Annotated in this window: 27 protein-coding genes, 1 tRNA gene and 1 pseudogene; 13 read left to right on the top strand and 16 right to left on the bottom strand. The window is 67.1% G+C overall.

Annotated features, from left to right (window positions below):
• Positions 1 to 55 precede the first annotated feature (55 nt).
• A complete protein-coding gene (locus ACZ5QD_RS07905) occupies positions 56 to 760 on the bottom strand; it encodes a PAS and ANTAR domain-containing protein (RefSeq protein ID WP_222111594.1) in 705 nt (234 codons plus the stop codon).
• 148 nt (positions 761 to 908) lie between these two features.
• Between ACZ5QD_RS07905 and ACZ5QD_RS07900 the strand changes: the two genes are divergently transcribed.
• The gene (locus tag ACZ5QD_RS07900) at positions 909 to 1,559 is read left to right on the top strand and encodes a response regulator transcription factor (protein WP_278124211.1); all 651 of its coding nucleotides are present in this window, start codon (positions 909 to 911) and stop codon (positions 1,557 to 1,559) included.
• On the opposite strand, the gene ACZ5QD_RS07895 is transcribed toward ACZ5QD_RS07900, so the two are convergent.
• From ACZ5QD_RS07895 to ACZ5QD_RS07885, 3 genes are all read right to left on the bottom strand, one after another.
• Positions 1,556 to 1,783, bottom strand: a complete 228-nt coding sequence (locus ACZ5QD_RS07895) for a CDGSH iron-sulfur domain-containing protein (protein ID WP_278124210.1) — start codon at positions 1,781 to 1,783, stop codon at positions 1,556 to 1,558. The genes ACZ5QD_RS07900 and ACZ5QD_RS07895 overlap by 4 nt on opposite strands.
• Positions 1,780 to 2,502 carry a HemK2/MTQ2 family protein methyltransferase gene (locus ACZ5QD_RS07890; protein WP_464367198.1) on the bottom strand — a complete coding sequence of 241 codons (723 nt, stop codon included), beginning with the start codon at positions 2,500 to 2,502 and terminating at the stop codon, positions 1,780 to 1,782. Before ACZ5QD_RS07890 ends, ACZ5QD_RS07895 begins: the two co-directional genes overlap by 4 nt.
• Before the next feature lie 130 nt (positions 2,503 to 2,632).
• Positions 2,633 to 3,130, bottom strand: a complete 498-nt coding sequence (locus tag ACZ5QD_RS07885) for a DUF6098 family protein (protein ID WP_006895175.1) — start codon at positions 3,128 to 3,130, stop codon at positions 2,633 to 2,635.
• 143 nt (positions 3,131 to 3,273) lie between these two features.
• Between ACZ5QD_RS07885 and ACZ5QD_RS07880 the strand changes: the two genes are divergently transcribed.
• Complete coding sequence (locus ACZ5QD_RS07880; protein ID WP_411815549.1) at positions 3,274 to 4,281, top strand: iron-containing redox enzyme family protein; 1,008 nt, start codon at positions 3,274 to 3,276, stop codon at positions 4,279 to 4,281.
• A 545-nt stretch (positions 4,282 to 4,826) separates the two neighbouring features.
• Here ACZ5QD_RS07880 and ACZ5QD_RS07875 read toward each other — a convergent pair.
• The 4 genes from ACZ5QD_RS07875 to ACZ5QD_RS07860 all read right to left on the bottom strand — a co-directional run bounded on the left by ACZ5QD_RS07875 (position 4,827) and on the right by ACZ5QD_RS07860 (position 7,735).
• The gene (locus ACZ5QD_RS07875) at positions 4,827 to 5,087 is read right to left on the bottom strand and encodes a hypothetical protein (protein ID WP_278124204.1); all 261 of its coding nucleotides are present in this window, start codon (positions 5,085 to 5,087) and stop codon (positions 4,827 to 4,829) included.
• 222 nt (positions 5,088 to 5,309) lie between these two features.
• On the bottom strand, positions 5,310 to 5,732 hold the full coding sequence (locus tag ACZ5QD_RS07870) for a hypothetical protein (protein WP_006895178.1): 423 nt from the start codon (positions 5,730 to 5,732) through the stop codon (positions 5,310 to 5,312).
• 84 nt (positions 5,733 to 5,816) lie between these two features.
• Positions 5,817 to 6,155, bottom strand: coding sequence for a hypothetical protein (locus tag ACZ5QD_RS07865; RefSeq protein ID WP_006895179.1), 339 nt, complete (start codon positions 6,153 to 6,155; stop codon positions 5,817 to 5,819).
• Between the two features lie 638 nt (positions 6,156 to 6,793).
• The gene (locus tag ACZ5QD_RS07860; RefSeq protein ID WP_003941078.1) at positions 6,794 to 7,735 is read right to left on the bottom strand and encodes a GlxA family transcriptional regulator; all 942 of its coding nucleotides are present in this window, start codon (positions 7,733 to 7,735) and stop codon (positions 6,794 to 6,796) included.
• 108 nt (positions 7,736 to 7,843) lie between these two features.
• Between ACZ5QD_RS07860 and ACZ5QD_RS07855 the strand changes: the two genes are divergently transcribed.
• From ACZ5QD_RS07855 to ACZ5QD_RS07845, 3 genes and pseudogenes are all read left to right on the top strand, one after another.
• The gene (locus ACZ5QD_RS07855) at positions 7,844 to 8,155 is read left to right on the top strand and encodes a putative quinol monooxygenase (protein WP_006895180.1); all 312 of its coding nucleotides are present in this window, start codon (positions 7,844 to 7,846) and stop codon (positions 8,153 to 8,155) included.
• A gap of 642 nt (positions 8,156 to 8,797) precedes the next feature.
• Positions 8,798 to 10,125 (top strand): annotated as a pseudogene (locus ACZ5QD_RS07850) (ISL3-like element ISPfr2 family transposase).
• Positions 10,126 to 10,174: 49 nt separating this feature from the next.
• Complete coding sequence (locus ACZ5QD_RS07845; protein WP_157225309.1) at positions 10,175 to 10,405, top strand: hypothetical protein; 231 nt, start codon at positions 10,175 to 10,177, stop codon at positions 10,403 to 10,405.
• Positions 10,406 to 10,498: 93 nt separating this feature from the next.
• On the opposite strand, the gene ACZ5QD_RS07840 is transcribed toward ACZ5QD_RS07845, so the two are convergent.
• The 3 genes from ACZ5QD_RS07840 to ACZ5QD_RS07830 all read right to left on the bottom strand — a co-directional run bounded on the left by ACZ5QD_RS07840 (position 10,499) and on the right by ACZ5QD_RS07830 (position 12,453).
• Positions 10,499 to 10,570, bottom strand: a tRNA-Asn gene (locus tag ACZ5QD_RS07840).
• A gap of 64 nt (positions 10,571 to 10,634) precedes the next feature.
• Positions 10,635 to 11,324 carry a GntR family transcriptional regulator gene (locus tag ACZ5QD_RS07835; protein WP_006895185.1) on the bottom strand — a complete coding sequence of 230 codons (690 nt, stop codon included), beginning with the start codon at positions 11,322 to 11,324 and terminating at the stop codon, positions 10,635 to 10,637.
• On the bottom strand, positions 11,314 to 12,453 hold the full coding sequence (locus tag ACZ5QD_RS07830; protein ID WP_006895186.1) for an acyl-CoA dehydrogenase family protein: 1,140 nt from the start codon (positions 12,451 to 12,453) through the stop codon (positions 11,314 to 11,316). Before ACZ5QD_RS07830 ends, ACZ5QD_RS07835 begins: the two co-directional genes overlap by 11 nt.
• A 127-nt stretch (positions 12,454 to 12,580) precedes the next feature.
• Here ACZ5QD_RS07830 and ACZ5QD_RS07825 point away from each other — a divergent pair, with 127 nt between their 5' ends.
• On the top strand, positions 12,581 to 13,252 hold the full coding sequence (locus ACZ5QD_RS07825) for a hypothetical protein (protein WP_278124201.1): 672 nt from the start codon (positions 12,581 to 12,583) through the stop codon (positions 13,250 to 13,252).
• Here ACZ5QD_RS07825 and ACZ5QD_RS07820 read toward each other — a convergent pair.
• Complete coding sequence (locus ACZ5QD_RS07820; protein WP_278124198.1) at positions 13,197 to 14,459, bottom strand: TetR/AcrR family transcriptional regulator; 1,263 nt, start codon at positions 14,457 to 14,459, stop codon at positions 13,197 to 13,199. The two genes, ACZ5QD_RS07825 and ACZ5QD_RS07820, sit on opposite strands and share 56 nt — an antisense overlap.
• A gap of 173 nt (positions 14,460 to 14,632) precedes the next feature.
• Between ACZ5QD_RS07820 and ACZ5QD_RS07815 the strand changes: the two genes are divergently transcribed.
• The 7 genes from ACZ5QD_RS07815 to ACZ5QD_RS07785 all read left to right on the top strand — a co-directional run bounded on the left by ACZ5QD_RS07815 (position 14,633) and on the right by ACZ5QD_RS07785 (position 21,821).
• Positions 14,633 to 15,433, top strand: a complete 801-nt coding sequence (locus ACZ5QD_RS07815; RefSeq protein WP_062366624.1) for an enoyl-CoA hydratase/isomerase family protein — start codon at positions 14,633 to 14,635, stop codon at positions 15,431 to 15,433.
• Between the two features lie 63 nt (positions 15,434 to 15,496).
• Positions 15,497 to 17,095: a fatty-acid--CoA ligase FadD5 gene (fadD5, locus tag ACZ5QD_RS07810; RefSeq protein WP_006895192.1), complete on the top strand. Its 1,599-nt coding sequence runs from the start codon at positions 15,497 to 15,499 to the stop codon at positions 17,093 to 17,095.
• Positions 17,096 to 17,220: 125 nt separating this feature from the next.
• Positions 17,221 to 18,351 carry an NDMA-dependent alcohol dehydrogenase gene (locus ACZ5QD_RS07805; RefSeq protein ID WP_039866974.1) on the top strand — a complete coding sequence of 377 codons (1,131 nt, stop codon included), beginning with the start codon at positions 17,221 to 17,223 and terminating at the stop codon, positions 18,349 to 18,351.
• A 120-nt stretch (positions 18,352 to 18,471) separates the two neighbouring features.
• Positions 18,472 to 19,350, top strand: coding sequence for a hypothetical protein (locus ACZ5QD_RS07800; protein ID WP_045537672.1), 879 nt, complete (start codon positions 18,472 to 18,474; stop codon positions 19,348 to 19,350).
• 27 nt (positions 19,351 to 19,377) lie between these two features.
• Positions 19,378 to 19,758, top strand: coding sequence for a hypothetical protein (locus ACZ5QD_RS07795; protein ID WP_045537674.1), 381 nt, complete (start codon positions 19,378 to 19,380; stop codon positions 19,756 to 19,758).
• 11 nt (positions 19,759 to 19,769) lie between these two features.
• A complete protein-coding gene (locus ACZ5QD_RS07790; RefSeq protein WP_464367197.1) occupies positions 19,770 to 20,591 on the top strand; it encodes a serine hydrolase domain-containing protein in 822 nt (273 codons plus the stop codon).
• A 105-nt stretch (positions 20,592 to 20,696) separates the two neighbouring features.
• The gene (locus tag ACZ5QD_RS07785; RefSeq protein ID WP_006895200.1) at positions 20,697 to 21,821 is read left to right on the top strand and encodes a baeRF11 domain-containing protein; all 1,125 of its coding nucleotides are present in this window, start codon (positions 20,697 to 20,699) and stop codon (positions 21,819 to 21,821) included.
• 87 nt (positions 21,822 to 21,908) lie between these two features.
• On the opposite strand, the gene ACZ5QD_RS07780 is transcribed toward ACZ5QD_RS07785, so the two are convergent.
• From ACZ5QD_RS07780 to acpM, 4 genes are all read right to left on the bottom strand, one after another.
• On the bottom strand, positions 21,909 to 22,427 hold the full coding sequence (locus ACZ5QD_RS07780; RefSeq protein ID WP_045537680.1) for a DUF3145 domain-containing protein: 519 nt from the start codon (positions 22,425 to 22,427) through the stop codon (positions 21,909 to 21,911).
• Positions 22,428 to 22,671: 244 nt separating this feature from the next.
• On the bottom strand, positions 22,672 to 24,123 hold the full coding sequence (locus tag ACZ5QD_RS07775) for an acyl-CoA carboxylase subunit beta (RefSeq protein WP_006895204.1): 1,452 nt from the start codon (positions 24,121 to 24,123) through the stop codon (positions 22,672 to 22,674).
• A 27-nt stretch (positions 24,124 to 24,150) separates the two neighbouring features.
• Entirely contained in the window at positions 24,151 to 25,416 is a 1,266-nt protein-coding gene (locus tag ACZ5QD_RS07770; protein ID WP_062366627.1) for a KasA/KasB family beta-ketoacyl-ACP synthase, read from the bottom strand.
• A gap of 1 nt (position 25,417) precedes the next feature.
• The gene (acpM, locus tag ACZ5QD_RS07765) at positions 25,418 to 25,720 is read right to left on the bottom strand and encodes a meromycolate extension acyl carrier protein AcpM (protein ID WP_006895207.1); all 303 of its coding nucleotides are present in this window, start codon (positions 25,718 to 25,720) and stop codon (positions 25,418 to 25,420) included.
• Positions 25,721 to 25,782 lie beyond the last annotated feature (62 nt).

Below are 25,782 nucleotides of genomic sequence, written 5' to 3'. Positions count from 1 at the left end.
GTGTCCACGGTGTGGTTGCCCGGGTGCGCCCGGATCTAAACGTGCTCGCGGCGGTTCAGGCGTGCTCCGACCGGTCGCGACGGACGTGCTCGTGCGCGCTGAGCACGACTCGATCCAAGCTGGTTCTGGCGCGTGAGGGCATGTCGACGTCGACGAATCTCGACTCGATGGCGGCTGCGAGGGAGTACAGCTTCGTGTTCGACTCCTGCGAGCGCCAGACGAGCAAGTCGAAGGCCTGCTGGGCGTCGAGCCGGTAGACCAGCATCAGTGCGCCCTTGACCCGTTCGATCGTCGACCGCCGGCGGACCATTTCGTCGATGTCCATGTGGGCCCGCCCGGACGGCACCACCGCGCTGCCGCCTGCCGCAGTCCCGCTGGGCGATGCCGCGACGTAGAAGCCGAACGTGCCTTGTCGCCGACCGTCCGGATGTTGCAGTACGTCGGCGATGACGATCACCGGAATCACCGCGCCGCGGGTGTCGATGATGCGATGTTGACTGCTGAACGGCTCGCCGGCCCGCCGGACACGATCGATGAGGTCGGCCACTCGATCCTTGTCGTCCGGGTGCTTGTGCCGGAGCAGCAGGTCGCTGGTCGGGACCACCGACTCGGCCGACTCGTAGCCGTGCAGGCGGGCCAACTGATCCGACCACTCCCAGCGGTCGTCATCGCGGTAATACCAGAACCGTCCGAACTGGAAGGTTTGGTCGACCGCGAGCGTGGGGTCGACGGGATCGGCGACGCCGTCGTGTCCTTGCACAGGAGTGTCCTCTTCGGAGTCGGTGCGGGCCGGGCCTGCACCTGTCGTCGGGCGGAGGGATTCGATCCGCCGTCGCGTCGACCGTAAGCGACTCGAGGGGTTAAAAGGCTCACCCCTAGGGGTGTACCGGAAATGGGTACGGTTGGGTATGGATCCGATTCGAGTAGCCCTCATCGACGACTACGACGTGGTGGTGCGGGGGCTGGCGACGATGCTCCGGCGGTACTCCGACCGCGTGCGCGTACAGGCGCTCTCGACCTCGGGCGAGGTCGCCGAGGACGTCGACATCGCGCTGTACGACTCCTTCGCCAATCCGCCGGCCGACCGTTCGATGATCTCCGACCTGGTCGCGAACCATCGGGTGCGCAAGGTGGTCGTGTATGCATGGGAGGTCTCGGAGCCGGCTGTCACTGTGGCCCTCGACAACGGTGCGGCCGCGCTCGTATCCAAGAAACTCCCCGCCGGGGAACTCGTGGACGCCTTGGAGCAGATCCACGCGGCGAAACCGTCCTCGACCGTCTTCGCGAGTCGGCAGGAGACCGCGGTGAGCAGTGCGGGCGACTGGCCTGGCCGGGAGGAGGGTCTCACCCAGCGGGAGGCCGAGGTACTGGCCCTCATCACGCAGGGGCTGAGCAACGCCGACATCGCCGACAGCACCGGGTTGTCGATCAATTCGGTGAAGACCTATATCCGCACGTGCTATCGCCGCATCGGTGTCACCACGCGTGCGCAGGCCGTTCTCTGGGGTGTGCACCACGGTTTCGTGCCCGACCGGCCGCGCCGCGGTCAGGGTGCTTAGTCTCCGTCCGCGGCCTCGGCGGTGCCGGTCGCCTTCCGCGGTCGCCGCCGACGGTGGGAGGCGTCGCACAGCGGCGGCGTCGCGCTGAAGCCGCACGCGCAGACGGCCACCTGGAAACGGTCGCAGTGGAGCACCGATCCGTCCGGCCGCTGCACGTCGACCGGCCCCTCCACCAGAATCGGGCCTTTCGGCACCACTCGTACTCGGCGGCGTCCGTCGGTCATGCCGGCTCCGCTCGTCCCGGGCGGTCCCCGGCCCGCTGCGCCCGGATGACGACGATCGCTTCGTCGTCCGACTCAGGGTCGAGGAATCCCGACTCCACGAGGGCGTCGTGACGCGACCTGACGACGGGCCCGAACGGAATCCGTCGTTCGGACGTGACTTCGGTCCGCAGACCCGCGGCGCGCAGTGCGGCCACCGTGGCGTCGACGCCGGACAGTTCGGATTGCACGATCAGCGCCGTTCCACCGTCGGCGAGCAGCCCGGGCACGACGGCACACACCACGTCGAGCACGGCGCGGCCATCAGGGCCACCGTTCCACGCGTGCCGGGGCCCGACCGCCGACATCTCCGTGCCGGGCGGTGTCGGCACATACGGCGGGTTGCAAGTGATGACGTCGAAGCCGGTCTCGCTCACGTCCGCGAGATCGGCACAGACAGTCCGTACCTCGACCCCGGCGTCCGCGGCTGACCGGCGCGTTCGGGCCACCGCATGGCGGCAGGAATCGACGGCGGTGACCTGGGCGCCGGCCAGAGCGGCGGCAACGGCGACCGCGCCTGAACCCGTGCACAGATCCAACACGCGGAGTCCGGTGAGGTCTGCCGAGGTCAGTTCGTCGACCAGCAGAGCGGTGTCCTCCTGAGGTCGATAGACGTCCTGCACACGGTGCAGCGCGGACACGTCCGACGTGATCAGGAGCGAGTCGGTGACGGCGCTTCGCACTCCGAGGGGTCGCTGCCTCGATACGGACTCAGCTCTCGACGCGGTCGTGCTCATGGACAAACCTCCGGCCATCTGGGTACGAGCACACGGGCTCGTCGGTCGAGTGAGGAGTACCCCGCCGTGCGGCCGATCAACCGTCGGATGCGTCGGCCCGGGAATCGCGGCCCGCCTCGAACATCTCCTCGTAGACCTCAGCCGCCTCCGACAGCACCTGCGGAGCGAGGCGGGCGATGACGTCGACCCGGCGGACCAGCGGCTCGTGGTCGGGCCCGCGGCCCACCACCTCGCCGGCCAGAAGCCAGGCGTAGCGGTCGGGGGCGTCGAGTTCGGCATACTTGCGAATGCGTCGCGCGATCCACGGCTTCGGGCTCCGTGTCCACCACGGTTCGGGAGTCAGCGATGCGACCGACAACCCGGGCAACGTGAATGCCGCCTCGTAGTCGAGGCTCGGTCCGGCCTCCGCGTCCGTCGCCGGACCGTGTGAGTATCTGATGTACACCGGCTCGCGGTCGGCGATCTCGTCGACGACGTCGTCCAATGTCTCGAGCGTGCGCAGCCGGGGTGTCGGCGGCGGTTGACGGGTGAAAAGGGGAGCGGTGCTCCGTTGCGGGGTGTTCTCGTCGGCCATCGATCTCGCTCCGTCTCGCGTGTTTCGTTCAGTGCCTGATGAAGCATCGGGTACCCGACCGGGCGTCAGTCACGTCCTGCGATGGTTTGCTTTCGTTCAGGGAGGGTACTTCTGCCGTGGCGATGAAAGGCAGGTGATGCCCGATGTCCCGACCGGGATCGATTCGGGAACGCGTGATTCCGCGAATGCCGGAACCGCGCGGACCGATGTCCGAAGTCCTCATCGAAGCGATACGCGCGAAGGCCGACAGTCGTCCGTCCCGGATCGACGTGCCGGACGGGCTCGATCCGTGGGGCGACGATCTGCAGCTGTCGTTGACCGTGTGCCACGAATTGCACTATCGCGGTTGGGCCGACGCCGGGAGGGATTGCGAGTGGGACCCGGCAGTCATCGACGCACGCGTCCGTCTCGAGGACCGGTTCCTCGACGCCGTGGCGGATCGGCTGTCGCCACTGAGCGACGAAGGCACCGCCGATGCCGAACTCGGCGCGCTTGCACGGGCCGTTCCCGAGGGAGCGACGGCGCATCTGCGCCGTCACGGCACCGAAGACGAGTTCGCCGACTATTTCAAGGCGCGCTCCATCTACCACTTGAAGGAGGCCGATCCCCACGCGTGGGCGATTCCCCGGCTGCGTCGAGATGCCAAGGCGGCCTTCGTGGCGGTGGAGTTCGACGAGTACGGCGGCGGACGCGGTGAGCGTGTTCACCAGGAGCTGTACGCCGATCTGCTGTCGGCCACAGGGCTCGACCACAGTTATCTCGGCTATCTCAACGACGCTCCCGCCGTGGTGCTGGCGACCGTGAACCTCATGTCGTGTCTCGCGCTGCGAGGCTCACGCCGCGGAGCGACGGTCGGGCACTTCGCCGCCACGGAGATGACCTCGCCGGTGGGCTCGGCGTGGCTTCTCAAAGGACTCGAGCGGATCGACGCTCCGGAGGCGGCCCGGCATTTCTACCGTGAACACGTCGAGGCCGACGCCGTGCACGAGCTCGTGATGCGTGATCAAGTCGTCGCGCCGCTCATCGCCGACGAGCCGGATCTCGCCGACGACGTCGTGTTCGGGATCCGGGCCCTCCAGGCAGTGGAGAGCAGGCTGGACGATGCCTTCGTCGATGCATGGAACGCCGGGCGTTCGCTGATGCGGTGTTGACCGGCTTCGCCGTGTCGCCAGACCGGTGGGAAAACGCGAAGAGAGGGTTCGCGCCGTCGTAAGCGTCGTGCCGGATCGCGATTGCGAACATCTCCGATACCTGACGACGTAAGCCCTTCGCTTTAGCTGGGCGCCCAGACGCTTCTCGATCGATCAGCCACTCGATCGTCTACGTGGTGACCTTATTGATCCGGAGTTCGCCGATCGCGTGATCGCGAGATGGTAAGGCTCGAGGTCTGGACAGATTGTTCCGAGACCGCGGACTCCTTCTGCTCCCGCCACTTATCTGCCAGTACGGTCACCAGGGTTCGGAGTCAGTTCTGCGACTGCGGCATCAGAGACGGGACGGCCGGCGGATGCTGCACGCTCCGCTGCGCGTTTCGTGACCGCGTCGGTGGCCGCGCCTTCGGAGGGCCCGTCTGCCTGAACGGATCGGATCTTCCCGTCGCGGCATCGGACTTCTCAGCGCGCACGGTACTTATTCGAGGCGAGCGGCGTGACCGCGATTTGTCCGTGCTCGCCGACCTCGAGGCGCCGGCGCCCCATCAGGCTACCCGACGTTCGAGTTCGTCCTCGATCCACCGCCGTTCGGCTGGTGTGAGGTCGGCGACGCGGGCCTTGAGCATCGGGATATCGGTCCAGAGCTCGTCGGCGATCTCGCCGACGTGCTGCGACCAGCAGAGGGCATCGAGGAGTTGGTCGAGGGTGACGAAACGGCGCGTGGCGATGCGTTCGACAGCGGCTTCCTCGCGAGCGTGCAGAACCGGGTCAACGGGGATGAAGCAGCCGCGTTCGATGTGGCCCATCTCGTGGGACAGTGTCGAGCGTCGCTCGTCGCTGAGCGCACCGGCGCTGATCTCTATGCGGTTCCCGCAGCGCAGCTCTGGCCGCGCACCCCGGGCGGGAGGTTGTCGACGAACACGATTTCGAGTCCTTGATTCCGGATGCCTCCCGCCACGGGTGGTAGCGCATGATGATCTCCTTCGCGCGGCACGGCTGGTGAGACTGTGCCGGGGTCGTAGTCGGGGCTAGCTGGCGCGACGGTCCTGATCGGGTAGGTCATGTCGCGTCAGCAGGTGAGGCTGGTACTGGCCGTACTCGGCGCCGGGCTGGCCGGAGTTCCATGCGGCGTTCTCGGCGTCAGCACGGTCCGCGAGAGCTTTCGCGTACGCGCGGTTCGCCGCTTCCACGGCGGCTCGGTTCCCCTGGCGGATCTGCCACCATTCCCAGCCCTTCCGGCCGAGCCACCAGCATCCGATCGCGAGGTACTTGTAGAACAGCCAGACGCCGTAGAGCATCCACCACGTCAGCAGCAAGAACCAGCGCACCATCTGCCAGCAGAGGTAGAGCAGTCCGCCGGTTGCGCTGACCATGTCCTTGCCGAGGCCGCGGGGTACCAGCGGCATCGACCAGCCGACTGGCCCGATCCCTCCTCCGACATAGAGCCCCATCTTGATCCCCTTCGTGTGAGGCGCGCTGTCCTGTCGCGCACCGTGTGGCGTGGATCGTATCGGTCGTATCTGACACTGGGTCTGCTATGCCCCGTTCTCGGGACCTTCGGGATCGGGCTCTTCGCAGCGACGAGCGGATGCCCGGTTGATGTAGTCCGACTGCGACATCTCGTCGATGCGACGGGCCGCCCAGCATTCCTCCTCGATCGCATCGTCGGCGCTCGCGAACTTCGGCGTGATGATGACCGCGTCGCCCTCTCCACGGAACAGTCGTGCTGCTTCCGGGTCAACGCGCTGCTGAATCTCGTCGAGAAGCTGCTGATTCGTCGCATGCCCGAGCGCCTGCGGTATCCCGGCGAGTTCGAGTTCATCGGGCTCGAGATACAAGTCGGGCTCTTCGGCGCGGAGCGCCGCGGCGCGCAAATAAATGCCTGGACGTGGTGCCCATTCACGATTCTCGTGCGGGACACTTGCGGTTCTCCAGCGCCGTCGTAAGTGGGGACGTCGTTACGTATCGAGTCCAGCATCGTATTGAGCGTCGCTTCTACTTCGGCCGGCTTTGGCGCATTCGGTGTAGGGCATCAACTGCATCGGGACTGTCGCCTTCTGGCTGATCTGCGCGTAGCCGCTCAGCCTTCGCCTTCCTCCGGCGAGCCTCTGGTTTCGGGGCTCTTCCCAGATGAGGGTGTAGGTCGGCCGGGCGCGTCGGTCCGCAGATAGACGTCGAGGTCTCCCGACGATGGAGGTTTCTACGCCATCCATCCGAAAGACCTCGACGTGACCGACGCTACCCCGCCGGCCGGCTTCGGCCGCGCTGACCTGACCGCCTTCGCGTCTCATCCCAATCGACCCTGATCGAGTCTGCTGACCCCCTCGACGAGAACGCAGCGACATCACAGCCACCCGACCCCGACCGTCCGGGAGGCCGGGGCACGTCACATGGCCTGTGCTGCGGGTGTGTCGAGTGGGTCGTCCAGGGGCGACGCCGGGGCGTCGACGCGACGTGCTGAGAGGTGGTTCCAGTCGAGCGCTAGGACACCGGCTACAGGCATGGCGATAGGTCAGGAACGGCGTCGCTCCCTGCGCAGGAGGGAGCGCAGAGTCTCGGCGTTCGCGTAGCCGACCCGTAGCGCGATCTCGGCGGAGGTGAGGTCCGTGGTTGCTGAGAGGTGCCGAGCTCGTTCGATGCGAAGCCGTTGGACGAAGCCGAGCGGAGTGAGGTTGAGCGCCGCACGGACTCGTCGTTCGAGGGTGCGCCGGCTGGTGCCGAGCGACTGCGCGACGAAGGCGACGTTGAACGGTTCGTCCAGGCGGGCGCGCACGAAGCGTTCGAACTCGACGACGATCGGGTCTTCGTGCCGGAGATGTTCGTAGGCGACGAAGGCCGCCTGCGACGGGCGCTCGTCGATGATGAGGAGCTTGGCGACATGTTGGGCCAGGTCGGGGCTGATCGATCGCACGAGTGAGAGCGCGAGGTCGATGTGGGCGAACGCGGCGCCGGCGGTGACGAGGTTTCCGTCGACCACGACCATGGTGTCGAGATCGAGGGCGACGGTCGGATAGCGCTTCAGGAACTCCGGCCCCAGGAACCAGCTGGTCGTCGCCCGCCGATGATGCATCCGTCCGGTCTCGGCGACAGCGAACACGCCGGTGCACGCCGCGGCGATCCGGGTGGTCGCGTCGTCGAGGCGCCCGAGCGAGGCGATGACCGAACGAGCATCTCGGCTCTGGAGGGCGTCGTTGGTAGCGGCGGCCGTGAGGGTTCCAAGCGCAGGGACGACGACCACGTCGAACTCTGCGGACTCCGACAGCGGGTGGTCCACCGACAGGGTCATCGATGCCGTCGTGGTCACTCTCCGTTTCGGTCCGAGGATGGCGAGTTCGATCGGGTCGATCCGCGGGTCGACATCGCCGCGGGCTCCGTCGGCCACCCGCACGATGTCGATGACCGACGCGACAGCCGAACCGAAGCAGCCGTCGATCGCGATCAGTCCGATACGCATGGCGCAAACAATAGCAATACTGCCGTATACGCCACTTCTCACATGCCCTTGCTCGTCCTACGCTGAACTTGCTTCACCGGGAAACCTCGACACCTAGGAGAACCCCTCATGTCCACACCCGCATCACTTCCGTATGCCTTCGTCGCCAAGATCGTCGCGGCCGATGGACAGCACGACGCGCTCGCCGATCTGCTCGCCGGCGCTGTCGCGCTCGCCAACGAAGAAGTAGGAACGATTGTCTGGTTCGCGGTCAGGACCCACGCCGACACTTTCTGGATCTTCGATGCATTCCCCGACGAGGCCGCTCGCGACGCCCACGCCAACGGCGCCATCGTCGCAGCCCTGACGGACAATCAGCACCTCCTCGGCGCAGCACCCGAGATCCTGGCGGCCGACGTCCTCGCGTCCAAGCTCCCGTAGTCCGCCAACGCACGAGACGATCGCGCCCCGCCGAGCCGTCGCCAGGTCGCGACGCAACGCCACGCTGCGTTGCCGAGCGGTGCGAGGCCTATCGGCACACGGACAGGATGCCGGCCGCGAGCGCTCAGCCGGCGAGGGGTCCGTCGCAGAGGAGAGCGACGTCGGTGTCGGGCAGAGCCGTGAGGCCAGCGCATCGCGCGACCACCAGAACCGAACCGCCCCTGCCCTGCGTTTGCGCAGGTCAGGGGCTGTTCGCCGGAGCCGCCTGTCGGAATCGAACCGACGACCTAATCACGTCGGCTTTGCGTCTATCGCTTGATGCGCCCACTGGGCGAACGAGCCGCTGACCTGCTCAAACGCCGAGCGTGGGGGACGCCGCCATCCGGTGGTGACCGACGACGACCGACCAGTACCGACCAGTACCGACCGTTTCACCGGAGCTTGCGGCGGCGTCGAAGCCGAGCAAGCTCCATTCCTTTAGCTCACCGCGCCCTCCTCCTCGCCGGTCCTGTCGTCGTCGAAGACGTTTCAGGGGTCTTCTCAGCTGACGGTGTAGGTCGGCTGGGCGCGTCGGTCCGCAGATAGACGTCGAGGTCTCCCGACGACGGAGGTTCCTACGCCATCCATCCGAAAGACCTCGACGTGTCCGACGCTACCCCGCCGGCCGGCTTCGGCCGCCCTGACCTGACCGCCTTCGCTCGACTCGACAGCCTCGGTCTGAGCGTGACCGGACAACGACTTGAACCGGATCGTGCGGTCCTCGCGTGCCGCGTGGTGGAACCAGATCAGTGGTGCCGACGGTGCGGCAGCGAAGGCGCTGCTCGTGACACCGTGATCCGGCGGTTGGCCCACGAGCCGCTGGGCTGGCGACCGACCGTGCTGGAAGTTGTAGTGCGCCGCTACCGCTGTGCCGACTGCGGACACGTGTGGCGCCAAGACACCAGCGCCGCGGCGGAGCCACGCGCGAAGCTCTCGCGCACCGGGCTGCGGTGGGCGCTGGAAGGGATCGTGGTCGCACACCTCACCGTCGCCCGTGTCGCCGAGGGACTCGGGGTCGCGTGGGACACCGCCAACAACGCGGTCCTGGCTGAAGGCAAGCGGCTGCTGATCAACGACCCCACGCGGTTTGAGGGCGTGAAGGTCATTGGCGTCGATGAGCACGTCTGGCGCCACACCAGGCGTGGCGACAAGTACGTCACCGTGATCATCGACCTCACCCCGGTCCGCGATGGCGCCGGCCCAGCAAGGCTGCTGGACATGGTCGAGGGCCGGTCGAAGGCGGCGTTCAAGACCTGGCTCGCCGACCGCGACGACGCCTTCCGTGACGCGGTCGAGGTGGTCGCGATGGACGGCTTCACCGGGTTCAAGACCGCCGCTGCAGAGGAGATCCCGGACGCGGTCACGGTGATGGATCCCTTCCACGTCGTGCGCCTGGCCGGTGACGCCCTCGACAGGTGCCGGCGCCGGGTCCAACTCGCGACCCACGGGCACCGTGGGTTCAGGGACGACCCGCTCTACAAGTCGCGGCGCACGCTGCACACCGGCGCGGACCTGCTCACCGACAAGCAGAGCGACAGGCTACGCGCGCTGTTCGTTGATGACGCTCACGTCGAGGTCGAGGCGACCTGGGGTGTCTACCAGCGCATGATCGCCGCCTATCGCCACGAGGACCGGCAACGTGGCCGCGAGCTCATGGAGAAGCTGATCACCGACCTCAGCGCCGGCGTCCCCAAGGTGCTCACCGAGCTCACCCCCCCCTGGGCCGGACCCTGAAGAAGCGAGCCGCTGACGTGCTCGCCTACTTCGAACGACCCGGCACCAGCAACGGGCCGACCGAGGCGCTCAACGGACGGCTCGAACACCTGCGCGGCTCCGCACTCGGGTTCCGCAACCTGACCAACTACATCGCCCGAAGCCTGCTCGAGACCGGCGGCTTCAGACCCCAACTCCTACACCCCCGATTGGGATGAGCCGGTTTCGGTTGAGTTGGAGGTCCTGTCCGCGGCGTTTGAGGCCGGCGTGGCGGCCGCGCGAGAAGTGCGCGCGGAGGCGGAGTCGTCGCTGGCGTTGATCGACGTCGTGGACCGGTTTCCGTCGCTGACAGACGAGGACGTCGTTCAATGGTGGGCGGACGAATCGACGCCGCTCGAGGACCGGCGTGCACTGATCGCTTCGGTGATCGATCACGTCGACATCCTGCCGTTGCGGGAGTCGTCGGACCGGGACCGGTTCGTCGTTCACTGGCGGTAGATGGCTGGCAATTCCTGGGATATTCCTGGGATTTGTCTCCCGGACAGAGAAAACCCCAGGCCAGAAAGTAGTTCTGACCTGGGGTCTCTTACGCTCCCCCAATTGGATTCGAACCAATAACCGCTCGATTAACAGTCGAGTGCTCTGCCGTTGAGCTATGGGGGATTGCTCTCGTTGCGAACGAGAACAGACTCTATCCCATGTCTCCGGGAGAGTGCAAAACAGCAGTTCAGGGGGCGTTCTGCCAAATCTGAGTCTGCGACAGATGGGCGATCAGCCGCGCGGCGCCGTCGGTGAACTCCCGACGGATGCACTCGGCCGCAGCGTCCGGGTCACCGGATCGGTAGGCGGCGATCAGCTCGTCGTGCAGGTTCGCGGTCAGCTCTCCCCACTCAGGGTCCGACGCGTACAGCGCGTGGGGTGTGTAGCGGGTCGTGTTGAGCAGCACCCAGGCCAGCTTCGTATTGCCGCTGATCTGATTGTGCGTGCGGTGGAACTCGAATTCCGCATCGGTGAGGTCCTCGTGATCGCCTGACCTCACGGCGCTGCGGAACCGGGCGTTGGCCCAGGCGAGCTCGTCGATCTGCGCACTGGTCACCACCCGCGCCGTGCGACGGGCGATCCGTGCCGCGGCCTCGCCCTGGAGCCAGAACAGATCGTCGACGTCGGTCCGAGTGAGCGGAGCGACCTCGTAGCCGCGATGCGGGGCGAGGAGGACCATGCCCTCGCCCCGCAGGGTCAGCAGTGCCTCGCGGACCGGGGTGACGCTCACGCCCAGTTCCACGGCGGTCTCGTCGATGCGAATCCGCGCTCCCGGCAGCACCTCGGCGGTCATGATCTTGTGCCGGAGGATCGACGCGACCTCTTCGGACAGTTGCGGGCGTCGCCGCTGACGGACCGGGGTGGCGTCAGAGGCCATAGGTCTTTCCGATGATGTCGCGCTGGATCTCGTTGGTGCCGCCGAACACGGTCGAGATGATCGCCGACCGCATGAGACGCTCGGCGTCGAATTCGGTGGCGTAGCCGTACCCGCCCATCATCTGCATCCCGTCGATGGTCATCTTCTTGCTCGTCTCGGTTGCCTTCAGCTTCACCATCGACGCCTCCCGCGGCATCAGCCGGTCCGGATGAGCATCCGCGGCCCGGGCGACGCTGTAGACGAGCTCCCGGGTGCACGCGATCTCCGTGGCGTGGTCGGCCATCCGATGGCGCAGCGCTTGGAAGGAGCCGACCGGGCGACCGAACTGCTTGCGTTCGGTGATGAAGGCGAGAGTGTCGTCGAATGAGCGTCGCGCGAGTCCCAACTGCATCGCCGCCAGGATGAGGCGCTCGGAATTGAGCCCGGACATCAATTGGCGCCACCCGTTGCCGACCTCGCCGACGACTGCGGAATCGGGAACGAAGCAGTCGGTGAAGTAGAGGTCGTTCACCTCGCGGCCGCCGAGCGTGTCGATACCGCTGATCTTGAGCCCGGGAGTGTCGGCCGGGACGTGGAACTGGGTGAGACCCTCGTGCTTTCCGCCGGAGCGGTCGGTGCGGGCGATGAGAAGGATGCTCTTCGAGAAGTGTGCATTGGAGCACCAGGTCTTCTGCCCGTTGATCTTCCAGCCGCCCTCGACCTTCTCCGCGCGACAGGTCAGGGCGCCGACGTCCGACCCCGCCTCGGGTTCGGACATCGAGATCGATAGTGAGTCGCCCGCGACCACGCCCGCGAGCACCTCGCGCCGCAGGTCGTCGTGCGCGAACTTGGCGTACGCGGCAGCGGTGATGAGGGTCGGGCCCACCGCGCCGATCGGAGCCTGGCCGCGGACGGCCTCCTCCAGGAAGATGCACATCTCGACGTTGCCCGCGCCGGCGCCGCCGAATTCCTCTGCCACGTTGATTCCGGCCCAGCCGAGGCCGGCCATCTTCCGATACAGCTCGTCGGAGTGGGCCTCGGTCCCGTTGTTGGTGAGTGCGTCTCGCCGCTGCCGGGTGCCGACCTCGCGCTCACAGAAGTCGGCGACCGCCTGCGCGAAAGCTGCCTGTTCGGGGGTGAATTCGACCACGGGGTGACTCCTTGACATCGGCTGAATGAAACAGATCCCTACAAGTCGTATCACATATATCTAGCGATCGGTGAAGTGGCATGTGTCACATACGACCATCCTTCGCGCATCATTACAGTGGGTGATCATGGCCGACAGCAGCGACGACGAACGAGCGACGAAGCCGGAAGCAACGGACCCGGACCGAGCGGAGTTGTTGGCGCAGAACCGCGAACGCCGGGCCCGGATCCGTGACGAAGAGCGCGTCGAGAAGGCCGACGGCGATCAGGATCTCATCGAGATCGGTGTCGGCGGACCGGCCGATTCGCCGCGCAAGCTCGCCATCGCGTTCGCCGCGACGACGGCGCTTCTGGTGGTGGTCGTCGGGATCCTCGCCTACTTGCTCGTCTCGGAGGACTCGGCGGGTTCGGGGCGCTCAGACGAGCAGGGGGCGATCGTCGCAGCGAAGCAGTACGCGACCACCGTGCTGACGTACTCGGCGGGCGACTACGCCGATCTCGACAAGCGGATCCGATCGATCTCGACGCCTGATTTCGCCGACCGGTACATCCGATCCTCACAGCAGGCGCGGGAGGGCAACGACGCCGCGCAGGCCACCGGAACGGCCGTGGCCAGGGAAGCCGGAGTCGTGTCGATCTCCGACGACGAGGCGGTGGTCCTGGTCGCGATCGACCAGAACGTCAAGACGCCGCTGGCGCCCGATGCGTCGAAGGAGGGCATCGACTACCAGTCGCGCATCAAGATCATGATGTCGCGCGACGGTGATTCGTGGAAGCTGTCGGATCTGTCGGTGGTGTGAGCGCCCCGACGGTCTGTGCCGAAGCGGTCTCGCCGGTGAGCACCGCCGTGACGACGACCGCGATGGTCGGTGCATCGAGGTCGCGGTCGGCGATCGTCAGGTCAGTGGCGACGTTCAGTGCCGCGTGCACCAGGAATCGGGCGACGCCGGGGGCCACCCCGGGCCGGGCGCGCTGCAGCCACGTCGCCCATTCGTCGACGTTGACGCGCTGCTGACGCCGCAGCGCGCGCTGATCGGCGGGATCGAGCACTCCCGTGTCGCGCAGGTAGACCGTCATGATCCCGGGGTCGCCGACGCACAGTGCGCTGTACTCGGCGGCGAGCGCGACGAGTGCCTCGCGGGGAGTGTTCGCGTGTGCCAGACCTTCGGCGATCGCGGCGGTGGTGCGTTCCGAGCCGCGCCACAGGGCCGCGGCGAGAATCGCGTTCTTCGACGGGAAATGGCGGTACACGCCGGACGGCGGAAGACCGGCGGCGGCGCCGATCTGCTCGAGGGTCACGTCATGGAACCCGCGGTCGGCGAACAGTCGGATCGATTCGGTGAGGATCGTCTCGCGCCGACCGGCCGGGGCGAGGCCCCGAGTGCCGGCCGCGGGCTGCGGCTCTGGCAGGTCCAGATCGATGAGAGTCTCCACTGCCGCGCACAGGACGTCGAGGACGGTACGACGGGCGAGACCGATCCGGTGCGTCACCGGGCTGGCGACGACGGACAGGGTGGCGGTCACCAGAATCCGCGCGGTCCGGTCGTCGACTTCGGGGCGCATTCCGCGCAGGAGTGCGGTGAGCCGGTTCCGGGTCGTCGCCGACAGTTCCGCAAGGCGTCGGCGATCGTCTCCCCGCAACAGCCGGGGTTCGCGCCGGTAGACGTTCCCGGATTCGCGGTTGTCGAGCGCGTTGGCGGCAATCGACCGGACGACGGCGAGCAGTTCGCTGCGCGGGTCGTCCTCGGAGGGCACCGCGGCGACCGCGGCGGCCAGTTGTCCGGCCAGATGGATCAGCGAGGCAGCGAAGAGTTCGTACTTGCCCGAGAAGTGCTTGTACAGCGCGGGCGCTGAGATTCCGGCCTCGTCGGCGATCGCCCCGAGGCGGGTGGCGTGGAATCCGGACGAAGCGAAACTGCGCGCGGCGGCAGCAAGGATCACCTCCCGCCTGTCGGCCGGGCGTCTGCGTGTGCGTTCGGCGGTGCCGCAGTCGTCTCCGGTTTCCATGAGAAACGATGCTAGCGAACCTCCGTTGCGATGAATCTGGAAACCTAGAAGAGAGAACAAGCTGGTAGAGGACAATTATTAGGGTGGTAAGTTAATTTACATTCGCATGACGTAGATCACTTCCGGTGCTACGGTGGGGGCGATTGCCAGGGTTCACCGAGTCGAGGAGCGCGATGATCAGCGAGGCCGAGTGCCGTGACGGGGTCTGGGCGAGCATCGATGCGAACGGGATCGCGCGTCTGGAGATCGACCGGCCCCGGCAGATGAACGCACTCGACGGGCCCGCGTCCGCGCGCGTGATCGCCCTGTGTGACGAGTGGGCGGCGAGTCCCGACGTCCGCGTGGTGATCGTGTCCGGTCGAGGCGGATCGTTCAGCGCGGGAGCCGATGTGGCGGGGATGGCGCAGGACGCGCGGGGCTCGGGAGGCTTCGACGAGGCCGCCTCCCGGGCGATCATCGAGAACGGGTCGAATCTGGTCCGCGCGGTTCGGGGGCTGCCGATGCCGGTGATCGCCGCGCTCGACGGTGCCGCAGTCGGCATCGGCGCGTCGCTGGCTGTCGCGGCCGATCTCGTCTACGCCACCAGCCGCACCTACTTCATGCTCGCATTCGTCAATATCGGCCTGATGCCGGACGGAGGAGCGTCGGCCCTGTTCACCGCGGCGGTCGGCCGTGCTCGGGCCAACGCGATGGCGTTGCTCGGGGAGAAGCTGTCGGCCGCCGATGCGTACGACGCCGGGCTCATCACGGCGTTCTTCGATGACCCGGCCGGGCTCGCGGCGGCCGTCGACCGGGTTGCCGGACGACTGGCCCGCCGTTCCCCGCGCGCGCTCGCGCTGACCAAGTCGGCTCTCGACCGCCATTCGCTGAGCGGATTCGACGAGGCGCTCGAGCGTGAGATCTCCGGTCAGACCGAGCTCCTCCAGTCGCCGGAGTTCCAGTCCGCCTTGACGTCGTTCGTCGCCGGCCGCTGACCGACCGGCGTCACCCGTGCTTCTCGCCGCGCCCGCTATTTCCGCACCTCGATAGGAGATGACATGACCGAGACCCTGGGCTTCACGCTCACCGACGAACCGCTCCGTTCGCGCCGCAACCATTGGAACAACCAGGTCCGCCGACACGCCGAGACCCGCCCGGACGGGGTGGCCTTGCGTTTCCTGGGCAAGAGCACCACATGGCGGGAGCTCGACCACCGGACGCATTCGCTGGCGGCGGCGCTGCTGCGCCGCGGTGTGCGATTCGGCGATCGAATCATGGTCCTGATGCTCAACCGGACCGAGTACGTGGAACTCACGCTCGCCGCGAATCTGATCGGGGCGATCCCGGTCCCGGTCAACATCCGGATGGCACCCGCCGAGGTGGCCTTCCTCGTCTCCGACTCGGGTGCCCGGGTGATCGCGACCGAGACGATGCTGGCCCCGCTGGCCGACGCCGTCTCGCAGATCACCGGCTCCGTCGAGGAGATCATCACGGTCGGCGACGTCGCGAACCCCGCGCACCTGGCGTACGAGGATCTTGTGTCCGAGCAGGGTGAGCCGCTGCCCGATATCGACGTGCCGGAGGACACCGTCGCCCTGATCATGTACACGTCCGGCACCACCGGCAAGCCGAAGGGGTCGATGCTGACGCACCAGAATCTGCAGGCGCAGGCGGTCACGTGCATTCAGGCGCTGAACACCGCATCCGACGACATCGCGTCCTGCGTCGCCCCGATGTTCCACATCGCGGCGCTCGGTGCGATGACGCCGACCTTCTACATGGGTGCGACCACCGTGATTCATCCGCTCGGCAATTTCGATCCCGAGCAGATGCTCGACGTCCTGGAGGCGGAGGGCACGACCTCCATCTTCCTGGTGCCCGCGCAGTGGCAGGCGGTGTGCGCCGCGCAGCAGGCACGTCCCCGCGAGCTCAAGCTGCGCGTGGTCAGCTGGGGCGCTGCGCCGGCCTCGGACACGGTGCTGCGAGCTATGAACGAGACCTTCCCGGACGCGATGAACGTGGCCGTGTTCGGACAGACCGAGATGTCGCCGATCACGTGCGTGCTCGAGGGCAAGGACGCCTTGCGCAAACTCGGCTCCATCGGGAAGGTCGTCCCGTGCGTCACCGCGCGCGTGGTGGACGCCGCGATGAACGACGTGCCGCAGGGCGAGGTCGGCGAGATCGTGTACCGCGGCCCCAACCTGATGGCCGGCTACTGGCAGAACCCGCAGGGCACCGCGGACGCCTTCGCCGGAGGCTGGTTCCACTCCGGCGACCTGGTGCGTCAGGACGAGGAGGGTTTCCTCTACGTGGTCGACCGAGCGAAGGACATGATCATATCCGGGGGAGAGAACATCTACTGCGCCGAGGTGGAGAACGTGCTCTTCGGCCACCCGAAGGTCGCCGAGGCCGCGATCATCGGCCGCGCGCACGAGAAGTGGGGAGAGGTGCCGGTCGCGGTGGTCGTCCTCGCCGACGGGGTCGACGACCTGACGCTGGAGGAGATGGAACCGTTCCTGAACGAGAATCTGGCGCGGTTCAAGCACCCGAAGGATCTCGTCATCGTCGACGAACTGCCGCGCAATGCCGGCGGAAAGGTCGTCAAGCCGCAGTTGCGAGAGGCGTACGGCAGCAAAGACGCCGGACTCAAGAATTGAGAACTGTAACGTGTTTCATTTTTGTCGAGAAGTGACTACCCTCACTAGCAGATGCGGCTGAGGCCGTACGTCATCTGTGGGATGCGGCCTCGCCGCAACGGGATTCGAAATCGAGGTAAATGACTGTGAAGACCAAGGGCGCCATCCTCCGGGAGCTGAACACGCCGTGGAAGATCGAAGAGATCGAGATCGGTGATCCCAAGGCGCACGAGATCAAGATCCGCATGGAAGCAGCGGGCATGTGCCACTCGGACCATCACCTGATGACCGGCGGCATTCCGATGGGCGGGTTCCCGATCCTCGGCGGTCACGAGGGAGCGGGTGTGGTCGAGGAGATCGGTGAGGGCGTCACCGACTTCGAGGTCGGCGACCACGTGGTGCTGTCGTTCATCCCGTCGTGCGGCAAGTGCCGCTCCTGCAAGGCGGGCGTGGCCAACCTGTGCGACTTCGGTGCCATGCTGCTGCAGGGCGAAGCCGTCTCCGACCACACCTTCCGCATCCACACGGCCGCCGGTGAGCCGGTGTACCCGATGACCCTCCTCGGCACGTTCAGCCCGTACATGGTGGTGCACGAGGCGTCGGCGGTGAAGATCGACAAGGAGATCCCGTTCGAGGTCGCGGCACTGTGCGGCTGCGGCATCCCGACCGGCTACGGATCGTCCACCCGCAGCGGCGACGTCCGCCCGGGTGAGGATGTGGCGATCATCGGCGTCGGTGGCGTCGGAACAGCTGCCCTGCAGGGTGCGGTCATCGCCGGCGCGCGCAACGTCTTCGCCATCGATCCGGTGGAGTGGAAGCGTGAGCAGGCCCTGAAGTTCGGTGCGACTCATGCCTTCGCGTCCGTCGAGGAGGCCATGAACGAGATCGGTAACGCCACCGAGTGGGGGATGTGCCAGAAGGTGATCGTCACCGTCGGCGAGGTGCACGGCGAGGACGTCGACACCTGGCTGAGCATCACCGCCAAGAACGGCACGTGCGTGCTGACCGGCATGGGCAACATGATGGAGAACCAGGTCACGCTCAACCTGTCGATGCTGACGCTGCTGCAGAAGAACTTGCAGGGCAGCATCTTCGGCGGCGCCAACCCGAAGCTCGACATCCCGAATCTGCTGTCGATGTACAAGATCGGCAAGCTCAAGATCGAGGAGATGATCACCCGCCAGTACAGTCTGGACCAGATCAACGAGGGCTACCAGGACATGCTCGACGGCAAGAACATCCGCGGCGTCATCCGTTACACCGACGCCGATCGCTAGGCCCCGCTCGCGAGATTCTGACATCCTGAAGATCCGCCGGCTCATCGGGCCGGCGGATCTTCATATGCAGTGGGCCCGGGCAGCGGCCGGAGGTCCGACTGCCGGCGGCGAAGGGGAGAGATGACCGAGAAGAGGAGCTCGCGTTCACGTGCCGAGCGGGGAGCGGAGATCGCCGAGCGCGAGACCGTCGAGGGCGGAGCCTGGGCGGCCTCGCCGGAGGCGAAGTCGACGGCTCTGACTCTGCGCATCGTCGCCGCAGTGCTGTGGACAGTTGCGATCGCGGGTGAACTCGTCACCATCTTCTGGGTGCTGCGTCAGGATCCGCTCCGGATGTGGCTGCTGATCGTGATGATCGTCGTCATCGGCGCGTTCGCGCTGGCCGGATCGCTGCTGTGGAAGAAGGCCAATCGCTACGATCCGGCGTCCGAGAAGGACCGGGTCCGATTCTTCGTTCAGAACCAGCTCGGCGTGATCGTCACGGTGATCGCCTTCCTCCCGCTGATCGTCCTGATCTTCCTGAACAAGGACATGGACGGGAAGCAGAAGGGGATCGCGGGCGCAGTGGCGATCGTCGTCGCGGCTCTGGTCGGATTGGCCGGCGCCGACTGGGATCCGCCCTCGGTGGAGCAGTACGGCGTCGAGACCAATGTGGTCGAGCAGCTGACGGGCAAGAACCGCGTGTACTACACCAAGGGCGGTTCGGTCTTCCACGTCTGCGCCGACGTACCCGATCTCCGGCGGTCGGCGACGATACTCGACGGCACGGTGGACCAGGCGCACGCTGACGGCAAGGACCGGCTGACGAAGAAGTGGGTCTCCGAGGCGATCAACAACTGCGGGATCCCGGTGGAGCGGGTCGACGCCGTGCTCGGCGACGTCGACGACGTCACCTCCACGCTCGACGACGACCAGTTCACGACGGGCTCCGACGGCAAGCCCTCGGTCAACACCGATGTCGAGACGCCCGCTCCCGCAGGCACGCCGACGCCGGTCCGCTGACCGCACCGATCGGAGACGGGGAGTGCCGTGCGTGAGCTGACGAGTGACGATCTCGGGCTACTGCTGTCATTGTTCGCGGTCCTGCTGTTGGCGTTCGCGGCCAACTTCCACTTCTCGCGTACGTCGGTGCGGCGTCATCGGCGGGCCGCGTTGCTGTTCGTGGTGGTGAGCTTTCTCGGCGAACTCTCGACGGTGGTGGCGTTGATGCTGACGTGGGTCGCGCTGTGGAGTCCGGCCGCATGGGACAGGATCGACGATCTGCTGGTCTTCGTACCGGGCACGATCGCGATCCTGTGCGCGGTGGTGCTGACAGTGGAGTCGGTCTACGCGCGGTCGGTCAACATCATCAGGGCGGAGCGGGATCCCGCCACGCCGGGACACCGAACGCGCGATCGTGCCGGTGAGTAGGGTCGGTAGGCGTGAGATCACTCGAGACGCTTTCGGACTGGCCTGTCGACAACGTCTCCGCGGCCGTGCTCACCGCGGAGGGAACCGCCGGAACGTTCGGCGACCTCGCCCGCGTGTACGAGCTCGCGTCGGTCACCAAGCTCCTCGTCGCGCAGGCCGTGCTCGTCGCGGTGGAAGAGGGCGCGATCGATCTGCGGACTCCCGCCGGCCCGCCCGGAGCCACCGTCGCGCACCTGCTGGCGCATGCATCGGGCCTGGCCTTCGACAGCCGGCAGGTGGTCGCCGGCGTGGCCGAACAGCGGATCTACTCGAGCGCGGGATTCGAGGTGCTCGCCGAAGCGGTGGAAGCGGAGACCGGCATCGCCTTCGCCGACTATCTGCGCGAGGCCGTCTGCGATCCGCTCGGACTGACGGCGACGGAACTGTACGGTCCGGCCGGGCACGGTGCGCGGTCGACCGTCGCGGACCTCTCCCGGTTCGCCGCCGAGCGGCTCGCACCCCGGCTGATCTCCATTGGTCTCTCAGCGGAATCGGCGTCGGTGCAGTTTCCCGGGCTCGACGGATTCGTCCCCGGCTACGGTAAGCACCGGCCGAACGATTGGGGCCTCGGCTTCGAGATCCGGGGAACCAAGAGCCCGCACTGGACGGCTCCCGCTCATTCCCCGCGGACTCACGGGCACTTCGGCCAGGCCGGGACCTTCCTGTGGGTGGACCCCGACCGGCGGGCCGCCGCGGTGGTCCTCACCGACCGGCCTTTCGGGCCGTGGGCCAAGCCCCTCTGGAGTGAGTTCAACCAGGAAATACTCGACGAACTCGACGGCTCCGGCGGGTAGCCTCGGAACCAGGACGCGGTCTCGCCTCACATCCGGGTGGAGTCAGTCGGGTGCGGGGGCGCGTCGTCGCCGCGTTCGCACCCGAGAACCCGAAGGAGGCGTTTCGTGGCACGTTATGAACTCCCGACCACGACGGAGCTGCTCGAACTCGGGTCGCCGCGCGATCACGCGGTGACCGTCTATGCGCAGGCCAGTGCCGCGCAGTACGATCTCGCCCGAACCACGGTCAAGAGCGCGATGGACCGCGCCATCCGGTCGCTCCGCAACGGCGGCGGGAACCACGCGCTGGAGTCGGCCCTGCGCGAGAGGACCACGGCGATTCTCGCCGACGAGGGGTGGCGCAAGCTGTCGCACTCGCTGGCGGTGTTCATCACTCCGGAAGAGGCGGAGATGTTCGTCCTCCCGAACCAGTTGGAGAACCAGCTTCAGGTCGGCAGCTACTTCGACGTCGGACAGCTGGTGCGCGCGGCGGCGGCCCCGCAGGACGCCTACGCGCTGACGCTGTCGGCCGACGGGTGGAACCTGTGGCAGGCGTCCGGAACGGAGCTGGCGTCGGAGATGGAGGTGGAGGCAGACGGCATCGGCGATGTCGCGGAGGCCACCAATCGCGCGACGGTGCGCGGACGGATCCATGCCCGTCGGCTGCACGGCGACGAGGGCACCAAGCTGCTCCTCGAGACGTACGCCAAACGCGTGCACGAGGTGGTGGTGAAGGCGATCGACGCCGATGACCCGTCCGCCGAGCGCCCGCTGTTCGTGTTCGCCGCCGATCCGCTGCTGGACATGTACCGGAACCTCGACCGCGGCTTCCGCGAACTCGTCGCGGTGCCCGGAAGCCCCGACGAACTGACGGCGGTGCAGATCGATGCCAGGATCCGCCAGGAACTCGCGGACATCAACTCCCGCCGCGCCAACGCGACGGTTGAGAAGATCGCCGACGGCGTGGCCAAGGGCCTCGTCGCGACCGACCTCGTGGATGTGGCACGGGCGGCGGTCGCGGGCAACGTCGACACCCTGGTGTACGACTTCACCGTCGACGTCCTCGGGCGCCTGGACAACGAGACGGGCGACGTCACGTACGCCGACGACGGCTACGACCTGCTGTCACGCATCGCGGTGTGGGTGCTGCAGACGGGCGGCCGGGTGATTCCGGTTCGCGCGTCCGAGATCGTCTCCGACATCTGGAACGGCACCGTGACGGCTCGGCTGCGTTACCCGCTGAGTACCTAGGACAGAGCTCGCGACAGACGACGGCCGCTCGGAGCAGAACGCTCCGAGCGGCCGTCGTCTGTCGAAGAACCGGGGTGCGGCGGCTGTTCAGCCCACCCGCTGGCGCAGCCACGTGACCTCTGCGCCGACACCGCCCATGCGGTAGTTCTCCAGGCCCTCGTCCCACGCGGTGCCGAGGATGGCATCGAGCTCTCCGGCCAGGCCGGCACTGTCGGGCTGTGCGTCCATCAGCGCGCGCAACTGCATCTCTCCGACGATCACGTCACCGTTGGCTCCGGTGGACCCACGCCACAGACCCAGCCCCGGCAGATAGCAGAAGCGTTCGCCGTCGACACCCTCGCTGGGGTTCTCGGTCACCTCGAAGACCAGGCCGGACCATTCGCGCAGCGCATTGGTCAGCCGTGCGCCGGTACCGACCGGCCCCGTCCAGTCGACGGTCGCACGCATGCGGCCGGGCTCGGCGTCCTGTTCGGACCACTTCAGGTCGGCCCGCGCATTCAGAGTCGACGACAGCGCCCACTCCACGTGCGGGCACAGCGCGACGGGAGAGGCGTGGATGTAGACCACGCCGCTCGTCATGTCCGCAAACTGATTCAGATTGCGCACCTTTTCACCTCCGGTTCGACGAGGAACGTCTTCCCCAAGCGCACCTACGCCGGAACTCGGATATCACACTGCTGATACAAAGTATGCCTTGTGATGTGCGTGTTGCGCTAGTTCTTTTTGGTGCGGATGTGTTCCTCGACGGACGACGGACGACGGGCCGGCGCAGTCCGCCGGGAACGACGATGTCCCCGGCGCCGTACAGGCGTCCGGGGACATCGTCGAACTCATGCGCTCCAAGTGCGCGTCACAGCGGAATGTTCTTGTGCCGTCCGCGTCGGGCAGGCGCCGAAGCGAGGGCCTCGGCGATGATGCTGCGAGTCTTGGCCGGATCGATGATCTCGTCGACGACGCCGATCGACTGGGCACGGCCGACGCCGCCTGCGATCTGCTCGTGCTCCTGGGCGAGGCGCTCGTGAAGCTCCTCGCGCTCCTCCTCCGGGGCCGCGGCGAGGGTCTTCTTGTGCAGAATGCCGACGGCCGCCTTGGCGCCCATGACGGCGACCTCGGAGCCCGGCCAGGCGAAGACCGCGGTGGCGCCGAGGGCGCGCGAGTTCATGGCGATGTAGGCGCCGCCGTAGATCTTGCGTGTCACGAGCGTGACACGCGGCACCGAGCACTCGGCGAACGCGTGCAGCAGCTTGGCGCCGCGGCGCACGACGCCGTTCCACTCCTGGCCGACGCCCGGGAGGTAGCCGGGGACGTCGGTGATGACGATGATCGGCACACCGAAGGCATCGCACAGGCGCACGAAGCGGGAGGCCTTCTCGGCGGCCTCCGAGTTCAGGCAACCGCCCATCCGGAGCGGGTTGTTCGCGACGATGCCCACGCTGCGGCCCGACAAGCGGCCGAAGCCGACGGTGATGTTCGGGGCCCACTTGGCCTGGAACTCCTCGAAGGTGGTGACCTCCGACTCGCCGTCCGCCGCGAGCTGGGTGTCGAGGAGGGCCTCGACGATCGGGTGGACGTCGTAGGCGCGCCGATTCGACTCGGGCAGCAGTGCGCGCAGGTCGGTGTCGCCGGCCTCCGCCTTCTCCCGGTTGAAGTGACCCTGCTGCGAGAACGTGCCGACCAGACGGCGGGCGCGCCAGTACGCGTCGGCCTCCGAGTCGGCGGTGATGTGGCTGACGCCGGAGCGCTTGCCGTGGGTGTGCGGTCCGCCGAGCGATTCCATGTCGACCTGCTCGCCGGTGACGCTCTTGACCACGTCGGGCCCGGTCACGAAGACCCGGCCCTCCGGAGCCATGATCACGACGTCGGTCAGGGCCGGTCCGTACGCGGCACCGCCCGCGGCGAACCCGACCACCACGGAGATCTGCGGCACGTAACCCGATGCGCGCACCATGGCCTCGAACACGCCCCCCACAGCGTGCAGGGCCTCGACGCCCTCGGCCAGTCGAGCGCCGCCCGAGTGCCAGATGCCCACGACGGGCGCCTGCTCGGCGATCGCGGTGTCGATCGCGTTCACGATGTGAGCGCAGCCGACGATCCCCATGGCACCGCCCATCACGGTGCCATCGGTGCAATAGGAGACGGTGCGAACACCGTTGACGTCGCCGATCGCCGCCAGCACACCCGATTTGTCTCGGGGATGCAGCAGCTCGACGGTTCCGTCGTCGAAGAAGCTAGTCAACCGCAGCAACGGATCGCGCGGATCCGTCGCCTCCTCACGGCCGGGGATGGGTGCCAGTGTGGTCATCGGGTTCTCCTATGCGGGGGTTGGGGATCAGTATCGGCCGAATGCCAAGGCCACGTTGTGCCCACCGAATCCGAAGGAGTTGCTCAGCGCGAAGTCGATCTGTCCGCGGCGAGCCTCACCGTGTACGACGTCGATGTCGCCGCACTCCGGATCCAGGTTGTCCAGATTCAGCGTCGGGGGAATGACGGAGTCCTCCACCGACTTGATGGTCAGGACCGCTTCGAGAGCGCCGACGGCGCCGATCGAATGGCCCAGGGCTGACTTGGGCGCGTAGATGGCTGCGTGGTTGCCCACGGCGGCCTGGATGCCCAGCGATTCTGCGGTGTCTCCGATGGGGGTGGACGTCGCATGCGCGTTGACGTGCGTGATGTCCGATTTCTGCAGACCGGCGGTCTGCAGGGCTCGGGCCATCGCGCGGGTGTTGCCCTGCCCCGAGGGGTCGGGGGCGACGATGTGGAACCCGTCCGAGGTGATGCCGGTGCCCATCAGCCGAGCGTGGATGTGAGCACCGCGCGCCTTGGCGTGGTCCTCCCGCTCGAGGACGAGCATGGCCGCGGCCTCGCCGAAGACGAATCCGTCGCGGTCGGAGTCGAACGGGCGCGACGCGGACGCCGGATCGTCGTTCCGGGTGCTCATCGCGCGCATCATGCTGAAGGCTGCGATCGGCACCGCGTCGATGTGTCCTTCGACGCCGCCGCACACGATCATGTCGGCGTCGCCCATGACGATGTGACGCCATGCGTGTGCGATCGCCTCCGCACCCGACGAGCATGCCGAGACCGGGGTGATGACGCCGGCGCGTGCGCCGATGTTGAGACCTGCGACGGCCGCGGGCCCGTTGGGCATCGCCATCGAGACGGCCAGCGGCGACACCTTGCGGTAGTTGCCGGTGTCCTTCAGAGCTCGGTCGGCGTCGATCAGCGAGTCCGCGCCGCCGATGCCGGTGCCGAGAACCACGCCGAGCCGGTCGGGGTCGACCTCCGGCTCGCCGGCCTGCGCCCACAGGCGCTTGCTCATCACATGCGACATCCGCTCGACGTACGACATGCGTCGCGCCTCGATGCGAGTCACTTCGTTGGTCGGGTCGTCGACGAGACGACCACCGATGCTGACCGGCAATTTGTACTGCTCGACGAAATCGTCGGTCAGCTCCCGAATGCCGGTCTTACCGGCGACGAGATTTTCCCAGGTCGTGTCGAGATCAGCTCCCAGGGACGTGGTGGCGACCATGGAGGTCACCACCACGCTGGGGAACTCTCCACCGCGAGTGGAAAAGTCACGCAGCTCGGTCATGCTACGCCTGGCCGCCCTCGATCTGGGCGGCGATGGCTGCAGCGGTCTCGGGGTTCTCGGCCTCGAGCTTCTGGACGTAGGCGACGGTGTCGCCGACGGTGCGCAGGCTGGCGAGATCCTCGTCCGGAACCTTCACGCCGTACTTGTCCTCGACCTGGACGGCGATCTCCACCATCGACAGCGAGTCGATGTCCAGATCGTCGACGAACGACTTCTCCAGCGTCACCTCCGACGGCTCGATGCCGGTGACTTCCTCGATGATCTCGGCGATGCCTGCGACGAGCTGTTCCTGAGTGGCGGCCACGGTGTGGCTCCCTTCTTCGTTTCTGTACTGCTATGTGGTTTTCCGGAGTCAGCGTGTGCTGA

Source organism: Gordonia sp. J1A, assembly GCF_055393515.1.
Note: the sequence above shows the minus strand (reverse complement) of the source record. Positions and strands in the feature narration are given on the sequence as shown.